General features: G+C 61.7%; 15 protein-coding genes. 4 read left to right on the top strand and 11 right to left on the bottom strand.

Annotated features, from left to right (window positions below):
• Position 1 precedes the first annotated feature (1 nt).
• Positions 2-889: an ABC transporter permease gene (locus ACOYQJ_RS24575; RefSeq protein ID WP_422908547.1), complete on the bottom strand. Its 888-nt coding sequence runs from the start codon at positions 887-889 to the stop codon at positions 2-4.
• Positions 890-946: 57 nt separating this feature from the next.
• Positions 947-2,062 (bottom strand): polyamine ABC transporter substrate-binding protein, encoded by a 1,116-nt coding sequence (locus ACOYQJ_RS24570; protein ID WP_422908546.1) that lies wholly within the window; start codon positions 2,060-2,062, stop codon positions 947-949.
• Positions 2,063-2,155: 93 nt separating this feature from the next.
• On the opposite strand from ACOYQJ_RS24570, the gene ACOYQJ_RS24565 reads away from it, so the two are divergent.
• The gene (locus tag ACOYQJ_RS24565; RefSeq protein WP_422908545.1) at positions 2,156-3,040 is read left to right on the top strand and encodes a LysR substrate-binding domain-containing protein; all 885 of its coding nucleotides are present in this window, start codon (positions 2,156-2,158) and stop codon (positions 3,038-3,040) included.
• Between the two features lie 390 nt (positions 3,041-3,430).
• On the opposite strand, the gene ACOYQJ_RS24560 is transcribed toward ACOYQJ_RS24565, so the two are convergent.
• The 9 genes from ACOYQJ_RS24560 to ACOYQJ_RS24520 form a co-directional block, all read right to left on the bottom strand.
• Positions 3,431-3,802, bottom strand: coding sequence for a pyridoxamine 5'-phosphate oxidase family protein (locus ACOYQJ_RS24560; protein ID WP_422908544.1), 372 nt, complete (start codon positions 3,800-3,802; stop codon positions 3,431-3,433).
• Positions 3,803-4,500: 698 nt separating this feature from the next.
• Positions 4,501-4,998, bottom strand: a complete 498-nt coding sequence (locus tag ACOYQJ_RS24555) for a nucleoside deaminase (protein WP_422908543.1) — start codon at positions 4,996-4,998, stop codon at positions 4,501-4,503.
• Complete coding sequence (locus ACOYQJ_RS24550; protein WP_422908542.1) at positions 4,988-5,962, bottom strand: ABC transporter ATP-binding protein; 975 nt, start codon at positions 5,960-5,962, stop codon at positions 4,988-4,990. Before ACOYQJ_RS24550 ends, ACOYQJ_RS24555 begins: the two co-directional genes overlap by 11 nt.
• A complete protein-coding gene (locus tag ACOYQJ_RS24545) occupies positions 5,959-6,951 on the bottom strand; it encodes an ABC transporter ATP-binding protein (protein ID WP_422908541.1) in 993 nt (330 codons plus the stop codon). Before ACOYQJ_RS24545 ends, ACOYQJ_RS24550 begins: the two co-directional genes overlap by 4 nt.
• Positions 6,948-8,384: a chlorohydrolase family protein gene (locus ACOYQJ_RS24540; protein WP_422908540.1), complete on the bottom strand. Its 1,437-nt coding sequence runs from the start codon at positions 8,382-8,384 to the stop codon at positions 6,948-6,950. Before ACOYQJ_RS24540 ends, ACOYQJ_RS24545 begins: the two co-directional genes overlap by 4 nt.
• Positions 8,384-9,565 (bottom strand): amidohydrolase family protein, encoded by a 1,182-nt coding sequence (locus ACOYQJ_RS24535; protein WP_422908539.1) that lies wholly within the window; start codon positions 9,563-9,565, stop codon positions 8,384-8,386. Before ACOYQJ_RS24535 ends, ACOYQJ_RS24540 begins: the two co-directional genes overlap by 1 nt.
• A 5-nt stretch (positions 9,566-9,570) precedes the next feature.
• Entirely contained in the window at positions 9,571-10,533 is a 963-nt protein-coding gene (locus tag ACOYQJ_RS24530) for an ABC transporter permease (protein ID WP_422908538.1), read from the bottom strand.
• 13 nt (positions 10,534-10,546) lie between these two features.
• A complete protein-coding gene (locus ACOYQJ_RS24525; RefSeq protein WP_422908537.1) occupies positions 10,547-11,530 on the bottom strand; it encodes an ABC transporter permease in 984 nt (327 codons plus the stop codon).
• A 69-nt stretch (positions 11,531-11,599) separates the two neighbouring features.
• The gene (locus ACOYQJ_RS24520) at positions 11,600-13,177 is read right to left on the bottom strand and encodes an ABC transporter substrate-binding protein (RefSeq protein WP_422908536.1); all 1,578 of its coding nucleotides are present in this window, start codon (positions 13,175-13,177) and stop codon (positions 11,600-11,602) included.
• A gap of 164 nt (positions 13,178-13,341) precedes the next feature.
• Between ACOYQJ_RS24520 and ACOYQJ_RS24515 the strand changes: the two genes are divergently transcribed.
• The 3 genes from ACOYQJ_RS24515 to ACOYQJ_RS24505 all read left to right on the top strand — a co-directional run.
• On the top strand, positions 13,342-14,031 hold the full coding sequence (locus ACOYQJ_RS24515) for a GntR family transcriptional regulator (RefSeq protein ID WP_422908535.1): 690 nt from the start codon (positions 13,342-13,344) through the stop codon (positions 14,029-14,031).
• The gene (locus ACOYQJ_RS24510; protein WP_422908534.1) at positions 14,028-14,702 is read left to right on the top strand and encodes a flavin reductase family protein; all 675 of its coding nucleotides are present in this window, start codon (positions 14,028-14,030) and stop codon (positions 14,700-14,702) included. Before ACOYQJ_RS24515 ends, ACOYQJ_RS24510 begins: the two co-directional genes overlap by 4 nt.
• 292 nt (positions 14,703-14,994) lie before the next feature.
• Positions 14,995-15,342 (top strand): 3'-5' exonuclease family protein (locus ACOYQJ_RS24505; protein WP_422908533.1); only part of this gene is annotated, 348 nt, incomplete at its 3' end.

Here is a 15,342-nt window from a genome sequence, read left to right as displayed (position 1 = left end):
CTTATCCTTTCTCGCGGTAGGCCCAGAGGACGGTTACAAAGGCTGTGACCAGCAGACTGGCGATCATTAGCAGCGACACCACGGCGGCGCGCGGCCATTGCTGACCGGCCCGAACAAGGTCCGTCACGAGGATCGGCAGGGTTTGGAAGGTGCCGCCGCCCAGATAGGAGGCGCTGACGAACTCGGCATAGGACAGCAGGAAGGCAAACAGCAGCCCCAGCGTCAGCCCGGGCCGGGCTGCGGGCAGGATAACGCGGAACAGGATGGCTCCGGGACGCGCGCCAAGGTTGGCGGCAGCCGAAATCCCGGTCCGGTCCACATTGGCAAGGGCGATGGTCTGCAGAATCAGGACCACCGGCAGCGCCAGCGTTGCATGGCCGAGAAACAGCGCGAAATAGGTGTTGAGAAGGCTTTCCCCCTTGCCACCGAACGCCTGAACGATGGAGGAGATCACGCCGCCTTCTGTCAGGAAGACCTGCCAGGAATAGATGCGGACGAGATAGCTTGTGAAAAACGGCGCAATCGCAAACCCCAGCAGAATCAGCCGCTGGCGCGGGGCTGCTAAAAAGGCCATCGCGTAGGAGGCCGGAAAGGCCAGCAGCGAAATCGCAACAGCACTGGCCATCGATAGCCCGTAGCTGCGCCAGAAACTGGCCCAGAGGAAATCGAGGCCTAGAACATAACGCCAGGCCGACAGCGTGGCGTCTGGCGTCAGCCGGTAGTTCACCACGGACCAGAAAGAAATCGCCACCAGCAAGCCAAGCGGCACTGCAAAAAACAGCAGCAGCCAGACAGGCAGCGGCAGGACCCAAAGCGCTTGCCAAGCACGGTTAAAGAGGAAGTGGAACCGGCGCCCCGAAGTGTGGGCCGGGAAAGTAGGGGAAGTCATGTCGATATCTCCGATAGGGCTGCGGCCCCGATGGTTGCGCCGGGGCCGGACCGGACATCAGGCGTTTTTGTAACGCGTCCAGGCGTCGTTCCAGGTTTCCAGAGATTGCTGTACCGGAAGCTCCCGCAGCCGGATGCGCCCGGCGCGGATCTCATCAAGTGCATTGGGACCGTTCAGCACCATGTTCTGGCGCTGCGCCTCTCCCGGCAGTTCATCATTCAGCCGAGCCCAGCCCGCCCGCGTCGGGATCATCGCCGGATAAGCCTTGAGCGTGGCGGTCTTCACCTGCCCTTCAGGCGACAGCATGTATTGGATGAATTTCCGGGCCAGATCCTGGTTTTCTGACTGCGCGCCGATCGACAGCGACTCGGTCCATTGCAGGCCACCTTCCTCGGGGATGGTCGTGGTGACATCCGCACCATCGCGGGCCAGCACGCCGGTGATCCAGTCGCCGATGCCGGGGATTGCGGCAACCTCGCCAGAACGCAGCGCGGACAGCATCCCGCCGTAATCATAGAAACCGCGCACCTGAGGCCGGAGCGACATCATCGTCTCGGTCAGTTCCGCCCAGTGCGCCTCACCAAGGTCAAACGGCGATGCGTTGCCATTGAGGAGACTCAACGCGCCCAAGTTGGGCAGATGCCAGTCGAAATGGCCGATGCGTCCCTCGTGCTGCGGATCCCACATGGAGCGATAGCTGCGGGCTTCCGCCTCGCTCATCGCGGTGCGGTTATGAGACAGCCCGAGGAAACCGAACCTCAGGAAGACCGCATAGGGCCGACCCTCGAACCAGTGGCCGCGGAAATTCTGAAACTCCGGAAAGAAGTCGTCGAACGGGTAGTCCTCAGGCGTCAGCGGTTCAATGAAGCCTGCTTGCTGCAATTGCACGACGTATTCCGCATCCGACAGGATTACATCGTAGGTTCCGGTCGGAGACTGCGCCATTTGCGCGAGCATCTGGTCGCCGCCGACATATTCCTTGGCGCGGATGCGAACGTTGTGCGTCTCCTCGAACGCGCCGATCACGTCGGGGTCGGCATGGCCTGCCCAGGTGAGCATCGACAAGTCGCGGCGGCCCTGTGCGCGCAGGACGGCCGGGGTGGCGGTGGCGGCCGCGACCGCAAGCCCCCCCTTGATCAACCGCCGCCGGGTGGTGATAATATTGTGTGTCATTTTTCCCTCCCTTTTCATTCCACAAGCTTCAGAAAGAGAAGGCCAAAAAACAAATGACCATTCGTCAGGCCCTGCTGAGATTTCTTTGCGCAATTGGTCGCCGCCATGCGTAAACTGCCGCCGTTAAACGCAATTCGAGCCTTCGAAGCGGTCGCCCGAAGGCTCAGTTTTGCCGAGGCTGCGGAAGAGCTGAGCGTCACCTCCACCGCCATCAGCCACCAGATCAGACATTTGGAAGCCTACCTTGGATTCCAAGTGATAGAGCGCCGCCCCCGTCAGATCGCCCTCACTCCAGCCGGGCAAGAGTTGTTCCCCAAGTTGCAGACGGCTTTTGATATTTTGGGCGAAGCCTTCGCAATGCTCGACAAGGACGTCGAGCAATCGCTGGTCCGGGTCACAACCACATATGCCTTTGCGGAACGCTGGCTGGTTCCGCGCCTGCCAGATTTTTTCGACAAGCACGGCGAGATCAGGGTTGAGGTCGAAACCGATGACGACGTTCTGGACTTGCGGGTTGACCGGCTGGACCTGGCGATCCGATATGGCCCCCAGGCCTCAGTGAATGAGGAAGCTGAGATTTTGTTTTCGGATCGCTACATCCCTGTCAGTCTGGCTGACCGCCCGGAAACCGGCTTGCAGGACAACCGGCTGTTGGGCTTCCGCTGGCGTAATCCCGACATGGGCGGCCCGACCTGGGAAGAATGGTTCAAGGAAGCCGGGGAACCGTTCCCGTCGGACCGCATTACCCGTTTCAGCGATGAAAGTGCGGCTTTTAACGCGCTGGATCAGGGTCTGGGGCTGCTTTTGTCCAGCAGCGCGCTAGTCGATGACGGTCTGCAATCAGGCCGCTACCGGCAAATCCCTGGTCCTGAGCTGCGCGGATTTGCCTATTGCCTTGTACTCAATCCGCTGTCGCGCAACAAGCACGGCGTTAAGACATTCGCCGATTGGGTCAGGCGAGCCGCCAAACAGATATGAGCCCAATCGCCTCCGCATCGACAGCATTCATCTTTCCACGTTTCACAGGGTCGAACGATTGAAGACAACAGTACCGCCGGCCGCAATGCCGTGAACCTAAGAATACCCCCTTGCCTAGATGCAATCCTTCTGTCGTGATTTCCATGGCGGGATTCCTTTCCTGCCGGAAGATGAACTCCTCAGCTTGCCGCAACGCACGGCGGTTGCGAGAGCATGCAGCGATGCAGACCGCCGAACCGGCGTTTGTGTCTACCCGAGGCGCGAAACCTCTGACAGCAGCAGGGGATACGTTGGGTTACGCACTTAGTTCATGGCGAAGGCGCCGCGAGGCAACGCATGCTGGGCGCACCAGAACTCCGCGGCCCGGGCCGGGGACCAATCGATCCCGGCCTAGCCAGTCAGCAAGATTGCCTCGCCACTGGCAAAATCCAGAATGAACAGCCCGGCGCGACCGCTAACTTCGATGTTGCCAAACGTGTTGTAGTAACGGTTGCCTGCATAATCCGGAAAGGAAAGCGAGCCGTACGCATTCTGGCGGAGGACGCCGGGCATCCCTCCGCGGTGAGACACATCCGCACCGCCTTTCTCATAGGTCGCGATGAAGAACGTGTCCGCTGAAGAGATGATCCGCCCCGCTGCCGCTTCGCCGAATGCAATGCGTGTGCCTTCAGCGAGCGGCAATGGCGCGGCAGGCGGGCGGATATCGCGGGTCCAGATGTATTTCGGGCAGTTGCCGAAGCTCTGTTCGACGGCGATCGACAAGACGTCCTCTGCCGCGGCAGTGACAGCGCCATTCATGCGGTTGCGCCGCCGGGTCGCGAAGTCCAGCCCAAGCACCGCCGCCTTGCTGCCCGGCCGCGGATCCAGGCCGAGCGGTTCGGCCTTGCCACACCTGGACTTTTTTTCCCAAAAAACATCATCTGCGATGCAAAATGCACTATGGCTGGGGCTTGTGCCGCCACATGGTCGGACATTTCCCCGCCGTTGACACATCTCTCCGCCGGGGCGACACGATAGCGATCCAGTCTGCCTGAGCCACTGCGATCAAGGCTTGTTTGGACGCCGGCAAGACCTCCATGAAACCCGGGAAATCGCCGCCCGCCCTCAGCGGGTGCAGCGTGCCCAAAGGGGTATCGAACCTGCGCTCATGATGCCCATTTTGCCAAGTAAATTCGTTCATTGCTGTCTTCATCCCAACTCGCGGCGATGAGGCCGCCCTCGACGGTCCGGCACCTGTAAGCGGGAGCCTATCTGAAACCGTCGCGGTTCGATGCCGTTTTTTTGAGAGCCCTTTCTACAACAAAAAGGGCGACCAGGATACTTGGAGGGACGCACGTGTTTCTCCCGGACGCGGTGCATATCGTGCTGACAACTGGGCGAACGCTGAAGCAATTAGCCAACATGAAGCCTTCGCTCATCCCCTCAATTGGATAGCAATGCCAAGAAACGCAATCGCGTGATCAGAGCCGTGAACGGGCATGACTGGCCCAATTGTGCAGAACTTCGGTCGCATCTGCATCCAGATGCTGTTCGGACGGCATGAAACGCTCCGAGACCGCGTGACCACATTCATGCGCCAAACGATCAACATCCACCGGAAAACGCGCCGCCTCGGGCAGATCGCCAAGGGCGTCTCCTGCCTGTGCCATATCGGCTGCGTAATACAGCGTGGCAATTCCGGCGATGTTCATCGCCGCCACGCAGAGCGCGCATGGCTCGCAGCTGGAATAAAGTGCGCAGCCGCGCAGATCGACCGTGCCAAGTTTTCGACAGGCATCGCGGATCGCCTCGGTCTCACCATGCGAAGTCGGATCATGGTTCATCACGGACCGATTGATCCCCTCTCCAACAATCTTGCCATCTTTGACGATGACCGCGCCAAATGGCTCGGTGCCGGGGATTCCAACGGCCTGCGCCGAGATCTCGATGGCGCGGCGCAAAAACGTTTCATCGTACATCGGTGCCTCCTTCTTCGGCCGCGAAACAGGCAACGCGGCGGTTGTGAACATGCGCCCGACGTTCAGGGCGTTCCTGCTTGCACCGGTCGAAGGCCAGCGGGCAGCGAGGATGAAAGCTGCACCCCGTCGGCGGCGACACCGGCGAGGGCACCTCTCCGCCCATCGGGGCGCGGTCGCGTTTGGGCGCTTCGAGGTCCGGGATCGTTTCCAGCAGCAGACGGGTGTAGGGGTGCAATGGGTTGGCGAACAAATCCGCTGTCGGCTGGATTTCGACGATGCGACCCAGGTACATCACCGCGATGACATCTGCCATGTGCCGCACGACGCTCAGGTCGTGGCTGATGAAAAGGTAAGTAAGCTCCATCTCCTTCTGCAAGCGTTTCATCAGGTTAAGAACCTGTGCCTGCACGGACACGTCCAATGCCGAGGTGGGCTCGTCGCAGACCAGAAACTCGGGCTCACCGGCAAGGGCCCGGGCGATGGAGATCCGCTGCCGCTGCCCGCCGGAGAACTCGTGCGGGAATTTCAACCCGTCGGCAGGAGCAAGGCCAACAGTGCGCAGCAATTCGTCGACACGGGCAGAGACCTCGGCCTCGGGCGTGTCGGGCCGAAGGGTGCGCAGCGGTTCGGCGATGATCCGGGCCACGCGCCAACGCGGGTTCAGGCTGGCAAAGGGGTCCTGAAAGATCATCTGAAGCCGGTCGCGGTCGCCGTGGAACCGGATATTGCCACCCGAGGGCGCATGCAGCCCTGTGACCAGCTTGGCGATGGTGCTCTTGCCGCAACCGCTTTCCCCGACCAGAGCCAGTGTCTGACCGCGGCGGATGATGAAATCGACGCCATCGACAGCGCGCAGGGTGCGACGCGGCTTGCGCTCGATCAAGCGGTTGAGCCACGGGGCGGACACGTCAAAGCGGCGTTCGAGGGCGTCCACTTCGAGAATGGCATCGGGGCGCAGGGTCATGCGGCTTCTCCCTTTTCGACGGTTCCGGTCTGGGCCAGCCAACAGGCGGCCCCGGTGCTGTGGCCGCCGGGGATTCGGGGCACCTCGGCGCGGCACCGTGGCCCGGCCTGCGTGCAGCGGGGGTTGAAGGCGCAGCCCGGCGGAATGGCGTTCAGCCGCGGCATCGCGCCGGGGATCATTTGTAATTCTTCCACGTCCTTGCGCAAAGACGGGATAGAGCCCATGAGCCCGATCGTATAAGGGTGCTGTGGGCGGCGGACCACGTCCTCGACCTTGCCGATTTCAGCCAGCCGCCCTGCATACATCACCGCGACCCGGTCGGCGGTTTCCGCGATCACACCCATATCATGCGTGACCAGCATCACCGCCGTGCCCCGTTCACGACACAGGCGTTTCAGCAGCGCCGTGATCTGCGCCTGAATCGAGACATCCAGCGCGGTGGTCGGCTCATCCGCCACGATCAGTTCGGGCTCGGCACAAAGCGCCAGCGCGATGACGATCCGCTGCCGCATCCCACCTGAGAACTGGTGCGGATAACTGTCGATCCGTTCCTCGACCGCCGGTATGCCCACCTCGCGCATCAGGTCCTTGGCGCGGTCGCGGGCTTGGCGCTTATCCAAATCGGTGTGCAGGCGGATGGTTTCGACCAGTTGATCGCCCACGCGGAACAGCGGGTTGAGCGAGGTCAGCGGGTCCTGAAAGATCGCGCCGATCCGGCGGCCGCGCACGGCCTGCATGGCGCGATCGTCGAGGTCGTCGATCCGGTCGCCGGACAGGTGGATGCTGCCAGCGGCGATCCGCCCCGGCGGCTCCAGCAGGCCGAGGATCGACATGCCGGTCATGGATTTGCCTGCTCCGGATTCCCCCACGACGCCAAGGATTTCACCGCGGCGGATCTGCAAGGAGATATCGTCGACGGCGACCAGCACGCCCTTGCGGGTGGGAAATTCGACGCGCAGGTTTTGCACGTCCAGAACGACATCGTTCATGGCGTGGGCCTCTCGTAGCTTGGGGTGAATATCTCGGACACCGGCGGGTGGCCCGCGGTCCGGTCCGGGTATTTTGCGATCAGCCCGTCGAACTGGGTCTGCGCGCGGGCGGCATCTGCGGTCTCGTCGATACCGGGGATCACGCCATCGGCCATCACCCGCCGTCCGTCGATCCAGACATCGCGCATGTCACGCCCCGAGACCGAGGTCATCAGCGTCTGGACCGGGTCCGGCGTCTGCAAGGTGTGGCGCAGGTCGATTACGGCGATATCCGCCTTGGCGCCGGGGGCGAGCCGACCCAGATCCACCCGGTTCAGCGCCTTCGCGCCGCCCAGCGTCGCGGCGTCAAACATGTCCTCGGAGCGTATCGAGTCCATGCCGTCCGACAGCCGCGCGGTCATCATGCCAATCTGCATGTTCAGGATCATGTCGGCGGGGTGGGTGTCGGTGCCCAGCCCGATATTGATCCCCCTGCCCCGAACCTTGGGAAAGCTGTTCAGCACCCCGCCATGGCGCGCTGCGACCAACGGGCAATGCACCAGCGTGGCCCCTGCTCCGCCAATCAAATCGAATTCCGCCTCGGTCGCTTGGGTGCCATGGGGCAGCATCCAGTTTGCCTGCAACGCACCGATGCGGTGAAGCCATTCGATCGAGGTGCACTCATGCTGTTCGCGCACCAACCGCAACTCGACCGGCGACTGGCTGCAATGCTGACGAACAGGCGCGCCCATGCCCGAGGCAATCTCGGCCGTGCGGCGCAAAAGTGTCTCGGTACAGGTCTCGATCCGGTCGGGGGCGAACATGGCGCGGATACGGCCCCCGGCGGTGCCGTCGATGCGCTGTGCGAAGGCGGCGGCCTCTGCCAGCCCTGCCAACCCGCGCGCCTCGTCATAGACCGCGCGAATGGTGCCCGCCGTGTCCGTGACCTGCCCGCCGGTGCGATAGGCAGGGCCGAGATAGACCCGCAGCCCAAGCTCCTTTGCGGCTTCGGCTGCGGCTTCAAACTCCGCCACCGTCTCGCCCCAAGCGCGATAGAACAGCGAGGCAATCGGCAGTGCCGTGGTGATGCCGTTGCGGATCAGCTGCGCAAAGGCATGACGTTTCTGAAAGGCCAATTCCTCGGGCGTGTACATCTCGTAGGGGCCGCGCGCGACATAGGTTTCCGGCCAGACACGCCCCTTTTTCCAGGCAGGGCCATTGTCATACCCGAGGATCGTGGTGTCGAGATCCGAGAGCGCGTCGAGATCGACGAACCCGGGCGAGATCACCGCCTCTCCATAGTCGATACGCTGCGCCACCTCGCCCTCGAAGGAGGCGCCGACATGCAGCACGTCACAGCCCTCGATCACCACGACGCCGTTCTCATAAACCACGTGTCGGTCGTTCCGATGACCAATGACCCAACGGGCCGAAAGCAGCGTCCGGCCCTTCATCACGGTGCCTCGATCACGCAGGCGCCGTCGCGCGCGATGACCGTGCCGCCCTTCAGCACCAGCTTGCGCGGAGCGTGGGTGACGATGGCCTCGGCCAGTGTTTCGCCCTCGACCAACAGACAATCGGCACGACAGCCGATCTCCAGCCCGTAGCCTTCGACCTCCATGATCGCCGCCCCGCCAAAGGTGCAAATGTCGAGCGCGAGTTCCATCTCGTCATCGCGGCGCAGGTTGTTGCGCATGCCGATATGCATCGCCTTTTCCAGCATGTCCGAATTGCCATAGGGGCCCCATGTGTCGCGGATGCCGTCACAACCTGCGCCAGCAAGAATGCCGTGCGCCTTCAGCTCCTTGACCAGCGGCACCGGGGCCGAGGCGGGAGCGGTCGTCAGGATGTGAATGCGATACTGCGCCAGCTTGTCCTGAAGGCCAGCCACGTAGGCCCGGTCCATCGCGCCAAGGCAGAATGCATGGGAAATCGCCACCTTGCCCTGCATGCCCAAGGCCACGGTCCGGTCGATGATTTCCTCCATAGAGAACCACCCAAGCGAGTCACGTTCGTGCAGATGGATGTCCACCGGCTTGCCGTGCTTCTCGGCCAGCGCAAAGACCGTGTCGAGATGGCCCTTGGGATCGTGCTCCATCCCGCAAGGGTCGATGCCGCCCACCAGATCCGCGCCCATCGCCAGCGCTTCGTCCATCAGCTCGGCGGTGCCGGGGCGGGTCATCATGCCGGACTGCGGAAAGGCCACGATCTGGATATCCACCATCCCGGCCAGCTTGTCTCGGGTGGCCATGACGCCCTCTATCCCGGCCAGCCCGTGGTGAGTGTCCACGTCGACATGGCTGCGGATATGGGTGCAGCCGTGCGACATGGCGAGGATGGCATGGCGTTCGCTTTGCACCTGTGGGTCGAGGCCCAGCGAGACCTTGACCTCGCGTTCGTTGTTGATCTTGTCGATCAGGCGCGGGCCGACCTCGTTGCGGTACCAAGGCAAGCCCAGCAGAGATTTGTCGAGATGGGTGTGCGCCTCGATCATGCCGGGGATCAGGATGCGCCCGCCGCCGTCGATCACGTCGGCCGCCTCTGGGGCCTCGGCCACGAATATGCCGTCGACGATATGCAGGTCTGTGGCGGGGCCGCCCATCGGGCGCACGTTCTTGAGAGTCGTTGAGGTCACTTTGTTCACCGCAGTTTGGGGTTGAGTGCGTCGCGCAGCCAGTCGCCGATCATGTTGACCGACAGCACGATCAGGCAAAGCTGGATCGACGGAAAGACCACGATCCACCATAGCCCCGAAAACAGATACTGGTTGCCGATACGGATCAGCGTGCCAAGCGAGGGTTGATCCGGCGGCATGCCCACACCGAGAAAGGACAGCGTCGCTTCCGACAGGATCGCAAGGCCGAAGTTCAGCGTTGCCGCCACCATGATCGGCGTCAGGCAGTTGGGTAGGATGTGATGCAGCATGATGCGCCAGGATTTCACCCGGATCAGGCGCGCGGCCTGCACATATTCCTTTTTTGCCTCGACCATGGCCGACGCCCGCACCGTTCGGGCATATTGCACCCAGGACGGCACGGCGATGGCAAAGATCAGGATCGGCGCGGCCAGCACGTCCTTGAGGCCCGTTGGCAGCGAGGCGCTGGCGATGGCGGTGATCAGGATGGCGATCAGGATGAAGGGCATCGACAGGAGCACATCTCCGACCCGCATGATCACATTGTCGATCCAGCCGCCAAAGTAGCCCGCAATCAGGCCCAGAGACAGGCCCACCACAAGCGCCAGCATGACCGAGGAAAACCCGATAATCAGCGAGATACGCGATCCATAGAGCACGGCCGACAGGATGTCGCGCCCCTGCGTATCGGTTCCGAGTACATAGGGCCATTGGCCAGCTGCATCCCAGATTGGCGGGATCTCGGAATTCCAAAGCACCAGAGAGGCAAGGTCATAAGGATTCTGGGGCGCGAGCAGTGGCGCCAGAAAGGCGGTCACCGCAACCAGCGCCAACAGCGCCACGGCAAAGATCGCCGAAGGGTGCGCGCGGAAGGAATACCACAGGTCACTTTCCCGCAGCCGGGTCAGCCGCGAGGGGCGTGGCGGCGGCAAGGCGGTGTCGGTGGGCATCGAGGCAGTCTTGTCCATATCGGTCTCCGGTTCAGCCATCGCCGTGGGCCGTGTCATCGCGCAAGCGCGGGTCGACCCAGGCATAGGTGATGTCGACAAGGGTGTTCAGGGCGACGAAGATGAAGGAGACGATCAGCAGGTAGGCGGCCATCACCGGCAGATCGACAAAGGTCACCGCCTGAATGAACAGCATGCCCATGCCCGGCCATTGAAAGACCGTCTCGGTCACCAGCGCAAAGGCGATCAGATTCCCGATTTGCATTCCCGTCAACGTAATCACCGGCATCAGGCAGTTGCGCAGCGCGTGACGCCACTGCACCCGGCGCGACGGCACGCCTCGGGCGCGGGCGAATTTGATGTAGTCGGCACGCAGGGTTTCGAGCATTTCGGCGCGCACCAGCCGCATCACGAGCGTGACTTGGAACGTCGACAGCGAGATGGCAGGCAAGATCAGCGCAGCGCGACCAGAAGGCGTCAGCAATCCGGTCGACCACCAGCCGATATCCACCGTCTCGCCCCGCCCAAAAGCCGGCAACCAGCCAAGAGAGACCGAGAAGGCGAGGATCAGCAGGATGCCGACCACGAAACTGGGAAGGGACACGCCCACGATCGACCCGAGTTGCAGCATGTTGGCCAACCGGCTGTCGCGATAGACCGCCGTGATCACTCCGGCGGGAATGCCTATGACAAGCGAGATCACCGTTGCAACCAGAACCAGTTCGAAGGTTGCGGGAAAGCGCTCCTTGATCAGCACCATCACATCTTGTTGGTTGCGATAAGAGATGCCGAAATCACCCTGCACTGCGTTGGTCACGAAGCGCGTGTACTGGGTGACGAAACCGTCGTTTAGGCCCAGTCGTTCGCGCAGTTCGATGCGATCCTGCAGCGTGGCCTGTTCGTTCACCATCATTTCGACAGGATCACCGAAGAAGCGGAAGATCACGAAGGCCAGAAGAGCCACCGCCAGCATGACGAAGACCGCATTGGCGGTGCGTTTGAGAAGGAAGGCAATCATGCCAGTCTCCGATGTTATGCGGCGGGATTCTGTGCCGGACCACCCCGCTGGAGCGGCCCGGCAAGGGAGTCAGGAACCGTCGCCCATGCGTGCGAACCACAGCCGCGGCTTTGCATCCGGGAAGAGCGGCATTTCGGACACGTCATCCGTCACCGCCCAGGCCATGGGCTGCTGGTGCAGCGGGATCATGATCATCTCGTCCTTGACGATCTGCAGCGCCTCGGTCTGCAGCGACAGCCGCGTGTCGAGGTCAAGCTCCTTGCCCGCCGCGTCGATCAGCGAATCCAGCTCCGGGTAGGACCAGCCACCCCAGTTGAACACGCCCGCATTGCCGTCCTTGGAGTGGAAGATCTGCAACAGCGGCGAATAGCTGTCGAGCAGCGGCAGCGTGGCCCAGCCCAAGGTGTAGACGTCGGTATTGGCATTCGTCCGCTTCGGCGATTGCACCGCGCGCGGCGCCACGTCGAGCTTGGGTGAAAGACCGATCCGGCTCCACATCGAGGCGATGGCCTGACAGAACTGCTCTTCGTTCACCAGCCCGTCGCTGAGGCAGTTGAATTCGAACTCAAGCCCTTCGGGCACGCCCGCCTCAGTCAACAAAGCCTTGGACGCGTCGGGATCGAAGCCCGGCAATTCGTCCAGCGCCTCGACATAGCCGGGGATCGGCGGCGCGATCGTGGCACCGGCAATGCGGGATTTGCCGCGCATGATCTTCTGGTGGATCAGGTCGAGGTCGATCGCCTTGTACAGGGCTTCGCGCGCGACTTTGTTCTTGAACGGATTGGGCTCACCCGTTGTCAGGGTGTCGCGGAAGGGAAAGCCGATCATCACGGTGCGCAGATCGACGCCTTCCAGGACCTCGACATTCGGGGCCGCGACCAAGCGCGGCAAGTCCTGCACCGGGGCGTCGTTGGTAAAGCTGATCTCGCCCGAAAGCAGTGCGGCCACGCGGGTCGCAGCCGAGTTCACCGGCAACAGCTCGATCTTGTCGAGATTGTGCTGTGGCTCGTCCCACCAGTCGGGATTGACGACGAATACGGTCTTCGCATCGGGCTGACGGCTTTCGACGATGAACGGTCCGGTCCCGTTCGCGTTGTAGGTGGCATAGCCTTCGGTGCCAGCGCCCACATCGGTCGGCATCAAGGTGTCGTTGTCGGTCATCCATTCCTTGTCGAAGATATGGATATTGGTCAGATCGTTGAGCAGCAACGGATAGGTGCCGTTCAGCGTGATATCGACGGTCAGGTCATCGACAACCTTGGAACTGACATAGGCCGGCAGATTGCCCTTGAGCGGGGAGGTCTCATCACTGACCCGCGTGAGCGAGGCGACAACATCCTCGGCGGTGAAGGGGTTGCCGTTGTGAAAAGTCACACCCTCGCGCAGCTTGAAGCGCCAGGTGATCTGGTCGTCGAGGATCTCCCAGCTTTCCGCCAGCGCCGGCTCGATCTTCAGGTCCTTGTTGTAGCGCACCAGCCCTTCATAGACGTGGTTCAGCACGTTGATCGTGAAGCTGTCGCCGAAGGAATACGGGTCGAGCGACCCGATATCGCGGTTGGCCCCCCATTTCAGCACGTTTTCCGCCTGGGCGGTGCCTGACAAAGCGGCAACTGCCGCCGTTGCAAGCATAAGGTGGCGTAGTTTCATGGTCTGATCCTCTTTCAAGTGGATTGCACTACAGAATCGCTAAAATTGGATACGATGCATCTTGGGTGGCACATCGTACATTACACATCAAGTAAATTGTATCCAATTGACGATCACAACTGTATGCGATAGGAATTGTGCGAAATTGATAGGCAGACCCGACAATGAGTGAACCCAAAACCACGCTGACAGACGCAGTGCACGATCTGCTGCGCAAGGCGATCATCGAACAGGCCCTGAAACCCGGCATGCGCCTGCCCGAAGACACGGTGGGCGAGCAATTCGGCGTTTCGCGCACCATTGTACGCCACGCGCTCGTCCGGCTTGAGCATGAGGGGCTGGTGGTGACCCGACGAAACCGCGGCGCGTTTGTTGCCGAACCCTCGCGCGATGAGGCCCAGCATGTTTTTGAAGCGCGCCGCTGTCTGGAAAATGACGTGATTCGTCTTCTGTGCGAGCGTATGCCGAGCAATGGTTTCGATCGCTTGCAGGCCCATGTGCGCCAGGAAGAGGCCGTGAAAGGCAAGGATGGCCCGGTTTCCATCCGCCTTGCCGGAGAGTTCCACGTGTTGCTGGCCGAACTGACGGGCAACCCGGTCCTGACCCGCTATGTATCCGAGGTCGTGCTGCGCTGTTCGTTGATCATGTCGCTCTACGCGCGCAGCCATTCCTCGGATTGCGCGGTAGATGAGCATTCGCAAGTCATCGAAGCGATCCGGGCCGGAAACGCTGCCCGCGCCATTGAGATCATGGAGCACCACCTGGACGCAGTCGCAGGTCGAGCCGAGCTTGCATCCGAGCCAGATAGTATCCAATCCATTCTCTCACACTATGGCAAGGAGTTGGCGTCATGACCCCAAAAGCCGACTACCACGCATTCGATTTTTGCGATCTCACTGCGCGCGAGGCCTACAAGGTGATGATCGGCACCATCGTTCCGCGCCCGATTGCTTGGGTCACCACGATTTCACCCGACGGAATCGTCAATGCCGCGCCCTATTCCTTCTTCAATTGCCTGTCTGCGGATCCGCCGATCCTCGCCTTGGGCGTCGAAAACAAGCCGGATCGCAGCTTCAAGGACACAGCCTACAATATTCGCATGACCGAATGCTTCACCGTCAATATCGTGGACCGAGCCAACGCGGAGGCCATGTCGGTCACGGCCGCAGGCTTCGCGCCGGAGGTCGATGAACTGGAGATGGCGGGACTGACCGCAACACGCGGCGACCGGGTGGCCTGCCCACGTATCGCCGAAGCGCCGGTGGCCTTCGAATGCGAGCGCTATCTGGGCATCGAAGTCAGTTCCGCGCGGGAGATCATTCTCGGGCGGATCGTGCGGGCGCATATTCGCAAGGACATCATCGACCCACACACCTTCTACTCCGACCACGAGAAACTCGACGCACTTGGACGCATGGGCGGGAACGGTTATGCCGGGACGCTTGACTATTTCGATCTGCCGACGCCATCGACCGAGGAAGTGTTGAATTCCCGCAGGAAAACGGGTGTTGTCGGTAATAATTGACAAAACCAATAAAGCTCGCTGCGCCCGAGACGCGAGCGGCGATCGATATAACCCGGAAGCTCAGGACGAAATGCGGCCGCAGCCCCGGTTGCGGGGTTCATTTCAAACCGCACCGGAAGAGCTCGAAGGAGTACAAGACGCCCTTTCGAACGCCCGGTCAGCCCTTTTTCTTCGCAAGGCAGGATCGGGAGGAGTTTCCTGAAGCCCTGACTGAGGTTCAGGATAGCATCGAAGGTTTGGGACGCTTCGGCGACTCGAATGATTGCGTGCCGTGACACCGGGAAAGGAAATTATGATGTTGAGTTTTCTAAGAAGGAGCAGCGCGACAAGCAACGCGTTTCCCTCGGGCCCTTTTCGGTTCGTGGCGCTGGACGTCGAAACGGCCAATCATGACCGCGCCAGCATTTGCCAGATCGGGGTGGCCGGCGTCCGACCCGACAACTCTATCGAGACATGGATGACCTACGTCGATCCATGCACATCGACCTGGGCCTTCACAGATCTGCATGGGATCAGTCAATCGACCGTGAAGGGAGCGCTGAAGTTCGCGGACGCGCTTGCCCTGCTCGAGTTCCCTCTGGGGAATATCACAGTCTACCAGCATTCAGGTTTCGACCGCAGCGCCGTCCGCGCTGCTTGC

Origin of the sequence: Pacificoceanicola algae (assembly GCF_049341065.1) — a bacterium.
In the GTDB taxonomy this organism is placed as follows: Bacteria; Pseudomonadota; Alphaproteobacteria; order Rhodobacterales; family Rhodobacteraceae; genus Pacificoceanicola.
The sequence above is the reverse complement of the archived record's forward strand: the minus strand, read 5'-3'. Positions and strand labels throughout refer to the sequence as shown.

Bases quoted from the DNA above. Each gene is read 5' to 3' on its own strand.
- ACOYQJ_RS24575 (WP_422908547.1), bottom strand. From the start codon at position 889: ATGACTTCCCCTACTTTCCCGGCCCACACTTCGGGGCGCCGGTTCCAC.
- ACOYQJ_RS24570 (WP_422908546.1), bottom strand. From the start codon at position 2,062: ATGACACACAATATTATCACCACCCGGCGGCGGTTGATCAAGGGGGGG.
- ACOYQJ_RS24555 (WP_422908543.1), bottom strand. From the start codon at position 4,998: ATGTACGATGAAACGTTTTTGCGCCGCGCCATCGAGATCTCGGCGCAG.
- ACOYQJ_RS24550 (WP_422908542.1), bottom strand. From the start codon at position 5,962: ATGACCCTGCGCCCCGATGCCATTCTCGAAGTGGACGCCCTCGAACGC.
- ACOYQJ_RS24545 (WP_422908541.1), bottom strand. From the start codon at position 6,951: ATGAACGATGTCGTTCTGGACGTGCAAAACCTGCGCGTCGAATTTCCC.
- ACOYQJ_RS24540 (WP_422908540.1), bottom strand. From the start codon at position 8,384: ATGAAGGGCCGGACGCTGCTTTCGGCCCGTTGGGTCATTGGTCATCGG.
- ACOYQJ_RS24530 (WP_422908538.1), bottom strand. From the start codon at position 10,533: ATGGACAAGACTGCCTCGATGCCCACCGACACCGCCTTGCCGCCGCCA.
- ACOYQJ_RS24525 (WP_422908537.1), bottom strand. From the start codon at position 11,530: ATGATTGCCTTCCTTCTCAAACGCACCGCCAATGCGGTCTTCGTCATG.
- ACOYQJ_RS24520 (WP_422908536.1), bottom strand. From the start codon at position 13,177: ATGAAACTACGCCACCTTATGCTTGCAACGGCGGCAGTTGCCGCTTTG.
- ACOYQJ_RS24515 (WP_422908535.1), top strand. From the start codon at position 13,342: ATGAGTGAACCCAAAACCACGCTGACAGACGCAGTGCACGATCTGCTG.
- ACOYQJ_RS24510 (WP_422908534.1), top strand. From the start codon at position 14,028: ATGACCCCAAAAGCCGACTACCACGCATTCGATTTTTGCGATCTCACT.